The following is a 14,464-nucleotide window of genomic DNA, read 5'->3' as shown; positions in this document are numbered from 1 at the left end:
GCCTCAACCTTCCTGACGTGTGGTGAACATTCCGCCCGAACGAACTGTTTTCACAATATTATCGCAAATCTGGAGAAAGTGTGAACCTCGATCCTCAAAACTACGAAATTGATCAAAACTTGCACAGGCCGGAGAGAGCAGAACCGTGTCTGTCTGCGTCTGTTCTGCGGCTTTGAAGGCGGCAGGAACGGCTTTTTCCAGCGTATCGCAGAGCGTGAAAGGCACGTTATGGGCCTCAAGCGTTCTGGCCAGGAGCGACGCGTCCCGTCCGATCAGGAACGCATGGGCGACATGACCGAACCAGGGCGCCAGACTTTCAATTCCGCCAGCCTTCGCCATGCCACCAGCGATCCACATGACTCTGTCATAGGCTTCCAGCGCCTTGGACGCGGCTTCGGCGTTGGTGGCCTTGCTGTCATTGACGAAGGAAATCCCTTCGCATTTCGCCACTTTCTGAAGGCGGTGCTCCAGACCTCCGAAGGTCTTCAGTCCTGCACGGACCATATCGTCGCTTATTCCAAGATGCCGCACGATTTTCCAGGCAGCTGCGATATTCTGAACGTTATGGCGTCCCGGAAGGGCCGGCGCGTCATAGGGGGGCAGACTGTCCGCTTCCAGCGATGCGACCGGGATCCCCCGCGCGGCCACGCTTTCGGCAATTCGCCGGCACCAGACATCGTCCTGTCCGATCACGGCGAGATCATCACCTGTCATGTTGTCGAAGACATGGGCTTTTGCCGCGGCATAGCCCTCCATGTCACCATGACGGTCCAGATGGTCTGGTGTCAGGTTCAGTAGGCAGGCTGCGCTGGCATGATACCGGTCCAGCCGCTCCAGCATGTAGGATGACATTTCGAGGACGTAAACACCCTGATCCGGAAGGAGTGGCAGGGCCAGTGATGCCGTTCCCAGGTTGCCGCCTGCGGCACAGGCAAGACCCGCCACATCGAGAAGATGGGCGATGAGGGCGGTTGTTGTGGATTTCCCGTTCGTTCCCGTGACCGAGACAAAGCGGGCTCTCGAGCCTGCCTGACGGACGGCGCGGAACAGGATTTCCGCATCTGAAAGGATGGGAATGCCCTGCTTGCGGGCCAGTGCGGCAACCGGATGGGGCTTGGGCAGGGTATGGGGAATGCCGGGCGAGAGAATGAGCGCCTGCATGCCAGACAGATCCGTCAGTGGAGCCACGGTCAGGCGGTCATGGGGAGGCAGGCCGGCCTGATTGTCATCCCATGCCTGAACCTCCGCTCCCATCGCCAGCAGAGCCGCGACAACGGTTGCGCCATTGCGTCCCAGTCCGCAGACGGCATAGCGCTCACCTGCGAACAGATCGGTCGGAAACGTGCTCATCGCAGTTTGAGGGTGGCCAGACCGCACAGGGCCAGCACGATGGAGACAATCCAGAAGCGGATGACGATTTTGGGTTCCTGCCAGCCTTTTTTCTCGAAATGATGATGCAGGGGCGCCATCAGGAAGACGCGGCGTCCTGTCCGCTTGAACCAGAAGACCTGAATGATGACCGAAAGTGTCTCGGCCACGAACAGTCCGCCGACGATGCACAGAACCAGTTCATGCTTCGTGGCCACGGCAATGGTGCCCAGTGCGCCACCAAGTGACAGGGAGCCCGTGTCTCCCATGAAGACGGAGGCGGGCGGTGCGTTGAACCACAGAAATCCCAGCCCGGCACCGATCAGCGCCGCACAGAAGACTGCAAGCTCTCCGGTGCCGGGAACGGGATGAAGCTGGAGATAATCTGCAAAGACATGATTGCCGACCAGATAGGAAATCAGCGCGAAGACGAACGCGGCGATCACGACCGGCACGATTGCCAGTCCGTCCAGTCCGTCCGTGAAATTGACCGCATTGCCGAAGCCGGTGATGGTGATCATCGCGAAAATCGGGAATGCATACCCCAGCGGCAGGAGAATATCCTTCACGAATGGGAAGGCGACGGCATTGCGCAGTTCTGGCGGCGTGAGATGCTGAAGCCAGATCCCGGCCACGATCGAGGTCAGGAATTCGCAGCCCAGACGTGTCCGTTTGGAGATGCCGTCCGTGTTCCGCCGTGCCAGCTTGCGGTAGTCATCCGCGAAACCGACGGCTCCGAAAACGGCCGTTGTCAGCATGACGGCCCAGACGAACCCGTTGGTCAGGTCTGCCCACAGCAGGGTGGCCGAGAACAGGGCGATGAGGATCAGCACGCCTCCCATCGTCGGCGTGCCGGCCTTCTCAAGAATATGCCGCTCCGGACCCAGTGTGCGGATGGGCTGTCCTTCCCGCTGGATGCGCTTGAGCTGCGCGATGAACGGATTGCCCAGAACCAGTGAAATGACCAGCGCCGTCAGGCAGGCACATCCCGAACGGAATGTCAGATAATGGAACAGGTTGAAGAACCCGCCATGTGATGAGGCATGACTGGCGACGAGGTTGAACAGCATCAGGCGGAGACCGGGTTGGAAGCGTTATCGAGAGCCGCGATGACATCACGCATCCGGCTGCCGAAACTGCCTTTGACAAGCAGGAGGTCACCGGGACGAAGGGCGTCGCAGAGAAGGGGGGCGAGTGAACGGGCGTCTGGCGCATAGCCACCCTGAAGGGCGGGAGGCAGGGCGTCATGAAGGGCGCGCATGTGCGGCCCGCAACAGAAGGTGACAGCTCCTGCGGCACAGACGGCATCCGCGAGACCGCGATGCTCCGCATCGGCGAAAGCACCCAACTCCCGGATGTCCCCCAGTGCCGCTACGCGCCGCTGGGCGGGAAGAAGGGCCAGCGTCTCCAGAGAGGCGCGAACACTGGTCGTCGATGCGTTGTAGCTTTCATCGAGCAGGCGGACATTATCCAGAATGGTCCGGATCTGGCCGCGTCCTGCCCCCGGAATGAAGGTGGCGAGAGCTGCCACAGCGGCGTTCAGCGGCTGGTTCAGGGCCGTGACAGCTCCCAGGGCCAGTGCGGCATTGCGGACGAGATGCCGCCCTGGTGCGATGAGATGGACATCCTGCGTAGCGGTCGGGGTGTGCAGCGTGAAATGACTGCCTTCCGCTTCGTAACGGGCGTCAGTAATGCGCAGTGTGGCGTCATGGGAAAAACCGGCGCGCCACAGGCGGGCGTGTTCCGGCAGGGCCGCCGTGAAAAATGCGTCTCCGGTGGCGTCATCCGGCACGATGGCCGTTCCGTCGGGGGCAAGTGCGTTAAGCAGAGTTGCCTTTTCTTCCGCAATGGCTTCGACACTTCCCATGTGTCCCAGATGGGCGGTGCCGATTGTCGTGATGATGGCGACATCCGGACGCACCTGGGCGGCCAGCGGGGCGATTTCCCCGCTGTGGTTCATGCCGATTTCGCTGATGCAGAACGCGGCGTCCTGCGGGAGGCGCGCGAGCGTCAGGGGAACGCCCCAGTGATTGTTGTACGAGGCCACGGCGGCATGGGTTGGTTCGATGGCGGAGAGGGCCACGCGCAGCATGTCCTTGGTCGTGGTCTTGCCGACGCTGCCGGTGATGGCCACCACCTTTCCCCGGAACCGGTTGCGGGCATACTGTCCCAGATCGACAAGGCCTTTCATCGTGTCAGAAACGACGAGAAGGCGCGGGTCATGAGGTTCCTGCGGCGTATGAACCATCACGCAGGATGCGCCCTTTTCAAGGGCCTGCCGGACATGCGCATGACCATCGCTGTTCTCGCCGGCAAGAGCGATGAACAGGTCGCCGGGCTGAAGCGTCCGGGTATCGATGGACAACCCCGTGACTGTCACATCGGCATCAAGACGTCCATTCGTAGCGTGCCGGAGATCCGCTGTGGTCCAGAGAGCGGTCATGCGACACCTGCCAGTTCACGGACCACAGTCCGGTCATCGAAGGGAAGGATGGTTGTGCCGACGATCTGCCCCTGTTCATGGCCTTTCCCGGCGACGACCAGAATATCACCCTGACCCAGTGCATTCAGGCCGGCCGCGATGGCGGAGCGACGATCCGCTATTTCCAGGGCATCGGGGCAGGCGGCATGAATTTCCGAGCGGATTTCGGCCGGATTTTCGGTGCGGGGATTGTCATCGGTGACGATGGCGAGATCGGCCATGCGGGCAGCGATTTCACCCATCAGGGGACGTTTGCCCCGGTCACGGTCGCCTCCGGCACCGAACACCACCACCAGCCGTCCCGCCGTATGCGGACGCAGGCTGCCGAGCACACGCTCCAGAGCGTCCGGTGTGTGGGCAAAATCGACATAGGCTGCTGCGCCATTGCTGAGTTCGGCTGCCCGTTCGCACCGGCCGCGTACTCCCGTCAGCTTCGGCAGGCATTCGAGAACCGCCATGGCATCATCCTCGTTTTCCCAGCACATGGCCGCCGCCAGAAGGGCGTTGTCCGCCTGAAACAGGCCAGGGAGGGAAAGGCTGACCGGCGGCAGTTCCGTGCCCCGAAGGGCAATGCGCAGAATTTGTCCGGACGGCGTGGGCGTTGCGTCCAGAAGGCGCAGCGTGGTGCCGGTTCGTCCGACGGTTCTCAGGGTCATGCCACGCTGGGCGGCGGCGGCCTGCAGGGCGTTCAGGGTATCGGGATCCATGTCCGCATTGACGGCCGCGATGCCCTCTGCCGGCAGGAGATCATCGAAAAGCCTGAGCTTGGCGGTGCGGTAGGCTTCGATCGTGCCGTGATAATCCAGATGGTCGCGTGTCAGGTTGGAAAATCCGGCCGCTTTCAGGCGAAGACCATCAAGACGATGCTGTTCAAGACCGTGGGATGATGCTTCCAGCGCGACATGGTCTACGCCTGCCGTCGCCAGAGCCGCCAGGGTGTTGGCCAGGGAGACGGGGTCAGGGGTCGTAAGGCTCGGAGGAGGCAGGACATCCGTATCCGATATCAGACCGAGCGTTCCAAGGCTGGCCGCCCTGTATCCCTGAAGCAGCCAGAGCTGCCGCAGGAATTCCACTGTGCTGCTCTTGCCGTTCGTCCCGGTCACGGCCGCCAGGAAAGCGGGTGCCGGCCCGGCAAGGAGACTGGCCATTCTGGCAAGGACATGGCTGGCATCGGGGCGCAGGATGACCGGGACGGAGGCTTCCGCCGGATGGTCCGCCACGATGGCCACGGCTCCGTTTGCAACAGCCTGCGGGATGAAAGCCGCTCCGTTCTGCCGTGTTCCGCGCAGGGCAAAGAACAGTGTGCCCGGACGAACCTGTCGGCTGTCAGCCGTGACGGCAGAAATCTCAGGGTCCGGCGACACGGAAACACTGGAGCCACACTGTAGGAAAAGTTTGGAAAGATGCATAGACAAGTTCAGTGCTGGGACTTCGAATGATGGGCCTGGTTGTGCGGATCGCCCGGATCGTTCCCGGGGCCAAGGGCACGGTATCCTGCGGGAACCGGCGGGTTCATGGGAATGGCGAGCGAAGCGTCGATGGCTTCTTTGTTCGTAAAGTCGGGGAACTGGTTCAGCAGGGGGCCGACGCGGGAAATGATCTTCTTTACCGTGGGAGCAGCATTCCAGGCGGCAGTGGTCCAGCCATGGGTGGCGGCTGTTCCCTGCGGGCTGTCGAGCATGACGTAAACCGCATAATGCGGGTTGTTCATTGGGAATACGCTGGTGAAGGCCGAGACGTTGACGTGTTTCAGATACCCGCCATGCGCGCCGATCTTTTCAGCCGTGCCGGTTTTGCCGCCAACATAATAGCCGGGCACTTCGGCGGTCTTGCCGCTTCCCATCGTGACGTCCAGACGCAGGAGCTTGCGCAGCAGGGCAGAGGTCTGTTCGGAGAGAATGCGTGTTCCCACCGGCGTCTGCGCGCCGATGGCGTCCGGGTCGTCCCCGTCTTCCGGGGCCTCAGGATGATAGGCGACGGGCCGGACTTTCGCCTTGTCCGTGTCCGGCTGCTGCTCGTCCTGCTGTTCCAGGGCCACGAGGGTTGGTTTGAGCAGGATGCCGCCATTCACCGTCGCCGCGGTTCCGCGCACGATGGCCAGCGGTGGTTCGGCCACACCATGTCCGAACCCGACCGTCATGACGGTGGACAGTCCCCAGTTCCGGGGAGATGGAACAAGCGGCCGTCCGGCTTCGGGAAGTTCGACCGGGACGCGGTTGAAGAAGCCCATGTTCCGCAGCCAGTCCTGCTGGCGCTGTGCGCCCACATCCAGCGCGATATGGGCCGCCGCCGGGTTGGACGAATAGGCCAGCACGCCGGGCAGCGAAAGCCAGGGGGCGAAATGATCCGTTTTCATGTCCCGGATCATGAAGCGTCCGACGTGAATGGGAATGGTGGAGAACCGGTCCCACAGATGGATGATGCCGTATTGCAGCCCCATCGCCGCTGTCTGGAGTTTGAAGGTTGAACCCGGCTCATACATGCCCGTGACGGCCCTGTTGAACCGGGCGTCATTCGGTGCATGCCCAAAATCGTTGGCGTCGAAATCCGGCAGGCTGACCATGGCGAGGATTTCTCCCGTCCGCACATCCATGACGATGGCAGCCGCGCCGATAGCCGAGAATTCGTCCTTGGCGGCCTGAAGCTCGTCATGGGCAACAGTCTGGACACGCACATCCAGAGACAGGCGCAAGGGTGTCCGGTCTCCGTTCAGGCGTTTGTCGAAGTAGCGTTCGACGCCTGCGATGCCATGATCGTCAATATCCACGCTGCCCATGATCTGGGCCGCTGTCCGGCCAAGGGGATAATGCCGCCGTTCGCCGGATTCAAAATAGATGCCCGGGATACCGAGATTGTTGATCGCGATTTCCTGCACGGGAGAAATATCGCGGGCAATATAGACGAACTGTTTCTTCAGGGAGAGCCGCTGGATGGTCTTGTCTTCATCTAGACTGGGAAGAACGGTCCGGAGCTTTTTGGCCGCATCCTGCGGGTCGATCAGCTCCATGGGGTTGGCATAGACCTGTGCGACCGGAAGGGAGAGCGCCAGCGTCTGTCCATTGCGGTCCGTGATTGTGGCGCGTTTGACGGTTGGCAGAACGAAATCCCCGGCCATTTCGCCGCGCGGATCGCTTTTTGGAATTTCAGGAACCTGTGGGGCGATCTGCCGCTTTTCCGGCTCCATTGGCATCAGGACGGTCGCCAGTGTCGCTTTCAGCGCCACGGCTCCGTAAATTGCCAGAAAGCCCATGCCAACGCCCAGAAGGCGGCCATGCATCTGGTCCAAGTTCAGGCGCCGCGAAGCCCTGAAGGATGAAAACAGACGGCCCTTCCTGGGCTCCGGCTGCATCCGGGGTCGCGGACCTGAAGAAGGAGGCACGTCCTGAGCCATCGTGCGGGGTTGCGTCCTGTCAAAGGTGCTCGCCCGAAGATATCCGGAAAAATACTGAACGAGCGGTTAACGAAAGAAAGGTTCAGTTAGCCAATGGGACGGGCGCGGGCAATGCATCGTCTGCGCTGGCCAGTGCAGACATCGGCCTGTGGGAAGGTCGGACACGATCTTCCGTCAGATGGGCCGACGAGACGGTAGCCGTGGCCGGACGGACTTTGTGGGCAATGGACTGCGGGTGCCAGGCGGCAACCATCATCGGGGCAAGACGGTTTTCGCGATAGCTCACCATATGGACGGTCGGTGTTCCATCGGTATGCGTGCGGCCATAAGAAGAATAGGGACGCGCGGTCTCGGCTGCCAGACGCGTGTCCGCATCATGCTGCGCCATGCGGTCGGCATGGAGACGGGCTGCATGCTGTGGAGCGGATCTGGCCGCCACCGGACGTGGAAGTGCAGGGGGCAGCGTCGCGGACGCCACCACAACCGGCCGCGACGGCGCCGGAGCGACGTGAGGAGCGGGAGCTGGAAGGGGCTGGTGTGCTTCCGCGGCGGCCCGGTTCACGACTTCATGCAGGCTTTCCCGCGGATCTGCCGGAGCGGCTTTCGATCCCGGCGCTGGCAGACGTGCTTCAAGCGTCGCCATGCGGATGAACTGGTCCGGTTCCATGGGGTGCAGATCGGGCAGGAAGCGTGTTGCCAGCGTGTTCAGGCGGTCCGGCTGGTTAAGAAGCGCCCATTCCGTCCGTAACATGGCGGTCTGGCCACGAATGCGCTGCGTGTCCTGTACGATTTTCGTGATCTTCTGATCAAGCACGGTCGTTTCATGTTTCTTGGTATAGAGAAACAGACCGGAACCTGCGGTGAGAACAGCGCAGGCGATGGTGAAGGGCCGGATCATGCGGGCATTCCTGAAGCGGGCGGCTGAGAGACGGGATTACGGACCAGTGCGCGCAGGCGGGCGCTGCGGGCACGGGGGTTGCCCCGCTCTTCTTCTTCCGTAGCGGAAAGAGGGCGGGAGTACAGGAGAGAGAACGCTGGCGGTTCCTGACGGGCAGGCGCAGGCTCATAACGGGAAGGATTGGCGGTCCGACCGGCAAGCGTGGCCATGGCCCGCTTCACCAGCCGGTCTTCCAGCGAATGGAAGGTCACGACAACGAAAACCCCGCCGGGCGCCAGAAGGCGTGGCGCGGCCTCAAGGGCACGTTCCAGCTCTCCCAGTTCGTCATTCACGGCGATGCGCAGCCCCTGGAAGCTGCGTGTTGCACCGTCAATGCCCGAGCGGTCGCGGGGAACGCAGGAGCGGATGACATGCGCCAGACGGCCTGTTGTCGTGAACGGTTCTTCCGCACGGGCCGCGACAATGGCCCGGGCAATGCGGCGGGACAGTTTTTCCTCGCCGTAGCGGTAGAGGATGTCCGCCAGTTCCGTTTCGGAGGTCGTATTGACCAGATCCGCTGCTGACGGGCCATCCCCGCCCATACGCATGTCCAGAGGACCGTCGTGACGGAACGAGAATCCCCGTTCGGCCTGATCGATCTGGAATGAGGAAACACCAAGATCAAGGACGATCCCGTCAAAAGGCGCTGCATCACCCACGAGGCTGGTCATGTCACCAAAGGTGCCTTGATGCAGGACGAGACGGCCATCAGCCTGCGCAGCCATTTCCTGTCCCCGGGCAATGGCCGCGGAGTCACGGTCGATGGCGTGAAGGACGCAGTCTGCGCTGTTGAGGATGGCGCGGGCATATCCGCCGCCGCCAAACGTTCCGTCCAGATAGCGGCCTCCCGGACGGGGGGCGAGGGCTGTCAGGACTTCCTTCAGCATGACGGGAACGTGCCCCGCATGGACCAGCGTGATGGCGTTCATACGTCACCTGCCGGGCGGCGGCGGGATGTCAGTGTCCGGGCGCGGGCGCGGGCCTGTTCACGACGTTCGGCTGCGGTCTGCGGGTTCCAGATCTGGAAGATGCGTCCCAGGCCCATGAAGGAAACGTCATCACTCAGATCGGCATGGGTTTTCAGGACGTCCGGCAGGATGATCCGGCCTTCCTTGTCACTATCGAGCGGGTAGGCATCAGCATACAGGCTGGTCGCCAGATCTTCGTGGTCATCCGAGAACGGATCGTATTCGTCGAGAGGTTGCGCCAGCGAGGAGAAGGCGCTGGCTGGCCAGCCTTCGATGCAGGGATGCAGATGGGATGGACGGAAAATGACGAGGGGCTCGCCGGGCTGGGCCTGTGACTTCAGGGCAGAACGGAAAGAAGCCGGAATGGAAACACGTCCCTTGGCATCGAAGCGGTTCTGATGCGTACCGAGGAACATGCTCATGGATGATGTGCCTCCTTTGCTTCAGGAACCGCTGGTTCGTTGAATGGTTATTTCATCTGTTCTTCCTTGGGATACCATGGGATTTCATGGGACGTCAAACACATATCTGCAAAAAACCGCAGAAAACTGCGAGTTTTTTTAAAAGCGAATTGTGACGGATTTTTTTGCGGTTTATTAGGATTTCCCGAGGGTAATGGCACGGGGCAATCTGTATTTGTCGTTATTTGTTCTCTTTATGTTCTACACACTTCCACTGTGTGGAATTACTGAAAGCATTCTGTCGTTTGGAAAAGCCAGACGGCGTGTAAGCCGGGTTCTGTCCGCTTCAGAAGCGGGACGATCATTCCTCTGGGACATGCATTGCTGCATGCCTCACGCGACCAACCCGAACGACAGAGTGAAAAACTCCTGCCACCAGAGATGGCATGCCGTTCCTATTCGGTCTTGCTCCCGGTAGGGTTTACCGTGACCGGCTTCGTTGCCGGAGCCGCGGTGCGCTCTTACCGCACCGTTTCGCCCTTGCCCGCGGCATGTTTCGCGCGGAAACAGCCCGGCGGGCGGTCTGTTTTCTGTGGCACTGTCCCTGGGGTCGCCCCCGCCGGCTGTTAGCCGGTACCGTTTTTCCATGGAGCCCGGACTTTCCTCCACATCCGGAATCCTCATCCCGAATGCAGCGACCGTCCAGCCGTCTGGCGAGCGGACCTTGCGCCCAGTCTTTGATGCGGTCAAGGGCAGACTTTCCGACGCATTCCACGCATACTGGTGTCATGCATCCGACTCTACCGCTTCGTCTGTTCCTGTTCTGGCTGGAGATGCAGGCGCGTCGCCGGGATATCCGTCCGCGCATGATCGCCCTGGACGAGCTTCCGCCCATTCCGGCGCCCGTTCCGTCTCCCCGGATGCTGGAAAAAATTAGGAAAATCACAGGAAAGCCGAGCTTCCCTCAATGTCTTTCCTCACTTCGCATTCGGCGGTGGAAGACTGTCATGCTGCCGGGAGCCGAAGGGCCACGTCCGGCGCGGCTTTATCGGCCGCGAGGAAAAGTCAGCGGTGTTATCCTGTTTCTGCATGGCGGAGGGTTCGTGCATTGCGATCTCGTCTCTCATCATGGGATCTGCTGTCGGCTGGCAGCCTCTTCAGGGGCGATGGTGCTGTCACTGGATTATCGTCTGGCTCCTGAGCACCGTTTTCCGGCGGGGCTGAATGACGCGAAAGCTGCTCTTGCGTGGTTAATGAAAGCAGCTCCGGAGCTGCCTGTCGCCGTGGCGGGAGACAGTGCCGGTGGCAATCTCGCTGCTGCGCTCGCGCAATGGGCGAGAACGCAGCCCTTCCGCGCCCTGAGCGCGCAGCTTCTTTATTATCCGGCGCTCAGCGGTCCCGTCGCACCACTGAGCCGCCAGCATTATGGCTCAGGCTACATGCTGACGACGGAGCTTCTGCACTGGTATTGCGGTCAGACGCTGTCCAGTGTCGAGCAGCTTTTCGATCCTGCCTTTGCGCCTGTTTTCGCGTCGGAGCTGAGGGATGTGGCGCCTGCCATGATTGTCGGGGCCGGTTTCGATCCCCTGCGTGGAGAAGGGGAACTTTATGCCCGGCTGTTACGCTCAGCCGGGGTTTCCGTTCGTATGTGCCTGTTCCCCCGGATGATCCACGGTTTCCTGAACGGTTATGCGTTCATTAAAGATGGCCGGACGGCCCTGCGGGAAGGCGGCATGTTTCTCAGGGGGATTTTTCGGGCGGCCGGAAAGGCGTCCTGAACGGAACGCCTTTCTGTTCAGGAACGTATGGTGTGAAAGGAACCGGGGGTGCCGGCATCTGTCTGCACGGTGCGTTCACTGCGATTGACCTTCAGGGTGAACAGTTTGTCCGCTGATGGCGTCTTGCCCGGACAGCCGTTTCCATGTCGTCCCAAGACGTCAATATCCGGCATGTTGTCCGCGGCATTGCCATTGACCACGAAGACTAGGCAATGCCGTGGCATGTCGGTCAGGCCATCCTGCGTGACCGTCAGCCGGAGATGTTCGACAAGGGCCGTATTGTCGAACCAGCTCAGTTTGTTGAACGTGAGCTTGTCGTAGGAAACGTCCAGAAGTCCTGTCCGGACCGCAACGAACATCAGCAGAAACGCCGGCACGATCATCAGGAGCCGGCGTTTGAGGTGCTGCTTGAGGCTGCGTGGCGGACGCGGTGTGCCTCGTCGCCCGAGACGAGGCGGTGCGTTCGCGTTGTCAGTCAAAAAGGATCACTCCATATCTTCGTGCCACTTGTCACCCTGATCGGCGAGCAGGGTATTGGCCTGCTGAGGGCCATATGAACCGGCGCTGTAAGTCTGCATCGGTGCCTTGTTTTGTGCCCAGGCGTCAAGCACCGGTTCGGCCCAGCGCCATGCGGCCTCAACTTCATCGCGACGGATGAAGAGAACCGGGTTGCCGCGGACAGCGTCAATCAGGAGCCGTTCGTAGGAATCCGGGAAAGGCTGCCCGCCTTCCATACGGATGGAAGCGTCCAGGTCAGCCGTATGCAGGCTGAAGACGTCCAGTGCCGGATTCTTGACGTTCAGGTGCAGTTCCACGCCTTCATTCGGCTGGACACGCACAACGATGCGGTTGCTGGCGGGGGTGCTGCCGAACATGGCGGTTGCGGCCGGGCGGAAATTGATGACGACTTCGCTGACCTTTTTCGCCGATCGCTTGGCCGTTCGGATATAGAAAGGCACGTCCTTCCAGCGTGGGGTGTCTACCCAGACGCGGACGGCTGCGTAAGTCTCCGTGTTGCTCGGTTGTCCCAGCTCTTCCAGATAACCGGGCACGTTCTCACCGTTGACGACGCCGGCGGTATACTGACCGCGCACTGTTTCCTGCGCCACCCTGTCTTCGGGAATGGGCCGGAGCGCGTTGAGAACGGCCAGCTTGGCATTGCGGACCTTGGAGGCTTCCAGCGTATCGGGTGCTTCCATCGCGACCAGGCACAGAACCTGTAGCAGGTGGTTCTGGATCATGTCCCGCAGGGCGCCGGACGTGTCGTAATAGGAGGCGCGTCCCTCGACGCCGACTGTCTCGGCAGCGGTGATCTGTACGCTTTCGATGAAATCCTTTGTCCAGGCCGCATTCAGCAGGGGGTTGGCGAAGCGCAGGGCAATGATGTTCTGGACCGTTTCCTTACCGAGGTAATGGTCGATCCGGTAAATCTGGCTCTCGGGGAAATAGTGCCCCACGCCGTCATTGATGACGGTTGCCGTCGCCATATCCGTGCCGATCGGCTTTTCGAGCACGACGCGCGACTGGGGAGTGATGAGATCATGCGAATGCAGGTTTTCGCAGATGCTGGCATAGAGCTGGGGGGCGGTCGCGAAGTAATAGACACGGATACGCTCCGGAGGCGCCTCTGCAAGTAGGGAGGAAAGATCATTCCAGTCGGTGCCTGACTGCGTGGCGTCCAGCGTCACGTAGTCGAGTTGTCCGAGGAAACGATCTGTGAGGCCGGGATTGTAAATGTCCGCGGGGAGGAAGCGTTGCAGGGCGTCGCGTGCGCGCTCGAGGTACTGCTCGCGATTCAGTTCCGTCCGAGCCGTTCCGATAATGCGGGCTTCGTCGGGAATCTGGCCAACACGCATGCGATTGTAGAGCGCAGGCAACAGCTTGCGCATCGTAAGATCGCCCGTGGCGCCGAAGATGACGTAGTCGAATGGCTCGACCTGCTGGAAATGTTCCATGGATTGACTCTCTGACCTCTCGAACCCGTGATGCCGGGAAGGGGGGTTAAGGTTCAGGCCTCGCTCAGGCAAGGTCTAGTTCCGCGTCAGGGGTCTTTCTGTCAAGCTGCAGGCCTCGCACGACATCGGGAGAGACGATCACGGAAAAGAATATGTTCATGAAATGTGCGCCTCCTGCCATTGACCATACCACCCTCTGCGGGATAAGCCGCGCGGTCGGAGCTGCGTCCCCGCAGATCCCCGGACACACCCTGGAAAAGGAAATCGGACATGGATGCAGAAAGCAGAAACGAAGGCGCCGCAACGGGCGGCATCGCCGCAGACCGTCTGCGCTCCATTATCGAACGGGTCGAGCGTCTGGAAGAAGAACGCAAGGCTCTGGCCGGCGACATCAAGGATATTTTTTCCGAAGCGAAATCCGCCGGCTTTGACGTCAAGGTGATCAAGCAGATCATCCGTCTGCGCAAACAGGAACCCGCTGAGGTCGAAGAGCAGGAAACACTGCTTGACATCTATCGCCGCGCTCTGGGCATGTAATCCTACCAGCAGTTTCAGTCAGAAGACCGGATCTGGATATGATGTTGGACATCTCGTGGTTACCGGTATGGGCGCAGGCTACCCTGTTCGTGGCAGCCGGACTGCTGGGGCTTGTGTTTCTGTGCATGCCGTTTGCGGTTTTCGGTCTGAAACCCAGGATGCTGGAAATGGAATACCAGCTTGCCGAACTGCGGGCTGAAATCCAGTCCATCAGCCTGCGGCTGGCCACACCTCCGTCCGAGCGACTGGTCACGTCAGCCGCGCCGCCGGAAGAGCAGGGGGTTGACCGCTCTTCCTCTGACGGCAGGCACGGGAAGGCAGAACGTCCGGCTCCGGAAATTTCCCCGGAAGCGTATCTGGACCCTGTTCATGTGATTCGTCCCGACATGCCCTCCTATGAGGATGGCCCCATGGCGAAGGATGCAGAGGCACTGCCGCGTGCAGCGCGCAGGGACGCCATGCCGGCCGGCGAGCGCAGATGGTCGCAGGCTCCGTGGGAAGGCCGACAGGTCGAGCCTGCTGCTGATCGACGCGATGCTGCGCCTCACCGTGTGAAGACGCCATATCGGGATGACGATACCCTGATGCGACCAAGGCGCTCGGAACCCCAGTTGCGATGGCCTCCCCGCGGCTGAGGATCGGGACAG

Annotated in this window: 13 protein-coding genes and 1 other RNA gene; 3 read left to right on the top strand and 11 right to left on the bottom strand. The window is 61.1% G+C overall.

Annotation, left to right across the window (positions count from 1 at the left end):
• Positions 1 to 3: 3 nt before the first annotated feature.
• From murD to rnpB, 9 genes are all read right to left on the bottom strand, one after another.
• A complete protein-coding gene (gene murD / locus GMO_RS06690; protein ID WP_008851566.1) occupies positions 4 to 1,350 on the bottom strand; it encodes a UDP-N-acetylmuramoyl-L-alanine--D-glutamate ligase in 1,347 nt (448 codons plus the stop codon).
• Positions 1,347 to 2,438 (bottom strand): phospho-N-acetylmuramoyl-pentapeptide-transferase, encoded by a 1,092-nt coding sequence (gene mraY / locus GMO_RS06685; protein WP_008851565.1) that lies wholly within the window; start codon positions 2,436 to 2,438, stop codon positions 1,347 to 1,349. Before mraY ends, murD begins: the two co-directional genes overlap by 4 nt.
• The gene (locus GMO_RS06680) at positions 2,438 to 3,811 is read right to left on the bottom strand and encodes a UDP-N-acetylmuramoyl-tripeptide--D-alanyl-D-alanine ligase (protein ID WP_008851564.1); all 1,374 of its coding nucleotides are present in this window, start codon (positions 3,809 to 3,811) and stop codon (positions 2,438 to 2,440) included. The genes mraY and GMO_RS06680 overlap by 1 nt, the downstream gene beginning before the upstream one ends.
• Positions 3,808 to 5,259: a UDP-N-acetylmuramoyl-L-alanyl-D-glutamate--2,6-diaminopimelate ligase gene (locus tag GMO_RS06675; protein ID WP_008851563.1), complete on the bottom strand. Its 1,452-nt coding sequence runs from the start codon at positions 5,257 to 5,259 to the stop codon at positions 3,808 to 3,810. The genes GMO_RS06680 and GMO_RS06675 overlap by 4 nt, the downstream gene beginning before the upstream one ends.
• A gap of 8 nt (positions 5,260 to 5,267) precedes the next feature.
• On the bottom strand, positions 5,268 to 7,199 hold the full coding sequence (locus GMO_RS06670) for a peptidoglycan D,D-transpeptidase FtsI family protein (protein ID WP_008851562.1): 1,932 nt from the start codon (positions 7,197 to 7,199) through the stop codon (positions 5,268 to 5,270).
• A 124-nt stretch (positions 7,200 to 7,323) separates the two neighbouring features.
• The gene (gene ftsL, locus GMO_RS06665) at positions 7,324 to 8,139 is read right to left on the bottom strand and encodes a cell division protein FtsL (protein ID WP_008851561.1); all 816 of its coding nucleotides are present in this window, start codon (positions 8,137 to 8,139) and stop codon (positions 7,324 to 7,326) included.
• Positions 8,136 to 9,107: a 16S rRNA (cytosine(1402)-N(4))-methyltransferase RsmH gene (gene rsmH, locus GMO_RS06660; protein WP_008851560.1), complete on the bottom strand. Its 972-nt coding sequence runs from the start codon at positions 9,105 to 9,107 to the stop codon at positions 8,136 to 8,138. The genes ftsL and rsmH overlap by 4 nt, the downstream gene beginning before the upstream one ends.
• Entirely contained in the window at positions 9,104 to 9,568 is a 465-nt protein-coding gene (mraZ, locus tag GMO_RS06655; RefSeq protein WP_008851559.1) for a division/cell wall cluster transcriptional repressor MraZ, read from the bottom strand. Before mraZ ends, rsmH begins: the two co-directional genes overlap by 4 nt.
• A 289-nt stretch (positions 9,569 to 9,857) precedes the next feature.
• An RNA gene (gene rnpB / locus GMO_RS13545) (RNase P RNA component class A) lies at positions 9,858 to 10,261 on the bottom strand.
• Between the two features lie 74 nt (positions 10,262 to 10,335).
• Between rnpB and GMO_RS06650 the strand changes: the two genes are divergently transcribed.
• The gene (locus GMO_RS06650) at positions 10,336 to 11,325 is read left to right on the top strand and encodes an alpha/beta hydrolase (protein ID WP_008851558.1); all 990 of its coding nucleotides are present in this window, start codon (positions 10,336 to 10,338) and stop codon (positions 11,323 to 11,325) included.
• Between the two features lie 17 nt (positions 11,326 to 11,342).
• Here the strand turns inward: GMO_RS06650 and GMO_RS06645 are convergent, their stop codons facing one another.
• Both GMO_RS06645 and zwf read right to left on the bottom strand, forming a co-directional pair.
• Entirely contained in the window at positions 11,343 to 11,804 is a 462-nt protein-coding gene (locus GMO_RS06645; protein ID WP_040508415.1) for a hypothetical protein, read from the bottom strand.
• A 6-nt stretch (positions 11,805 to 11,810) separates the two neighbouring features.
• On the bottom strand, positions 11,811 to 13,280 hold the full coding sequence (zwf, locus tag GMO_RS06640; RefSeq protein WP_008851556.1) for a glucose-6-phosphate dehydrogenase: 1,470 nt from the start codon (positions 13,278 to 13,280) through the stop codon (positions 11,811 to 11,813).
• 270 nt (positions 13,281 to 13,550) lie between these two features.
• Here zwf and GMO_RS06635 point away from each other — a divergent pair, with 270 nt between their 5' ends.
• Together GMO_RS06635 and GMO_RS06630 are read left to right on the top strand one after the other, a co-directional pair.
• Positions 13,551 to 13,817 (top strand): DUF2312 domain-containing protein, encoded by a 267-nt coding sequence (locus GMO_RS06635; protein ID WP_008851554.1) that lies wholly within the window; start codon positions 13,551 to 13,553, stop codon positions 13,815 to 13,817.
• 38 nt (positions 13,818 to 13,855) lie between these two features.
• Positions 13,856 to 14,452: a hypothetical protein gene (locus GMO_RS06630; protein WP_040508413.1), complete on the top strand. Its 597-nt coding sequence runs from the start codon at positions 13,856 to 13,858 to the stop codon at positions 14,450 to 14,452.
• Positions 14,453 to 14,464 lie beyond the last annotated feature (12 nt).

This window comes from Gluconobacter morbifer G707 (genome assembly GCF_000234355.1).
Classification (GTDB): domain Bacteria; phylum Pseudomonadota; class Alphaproteobacteria; order Acetobacterales; family Acetobacteraceae; genus Gluconobacter; species Gluconobacter morbifer.
This window is presented reverse-complemented; position numbering and strand designations above follow the sequence as displayed.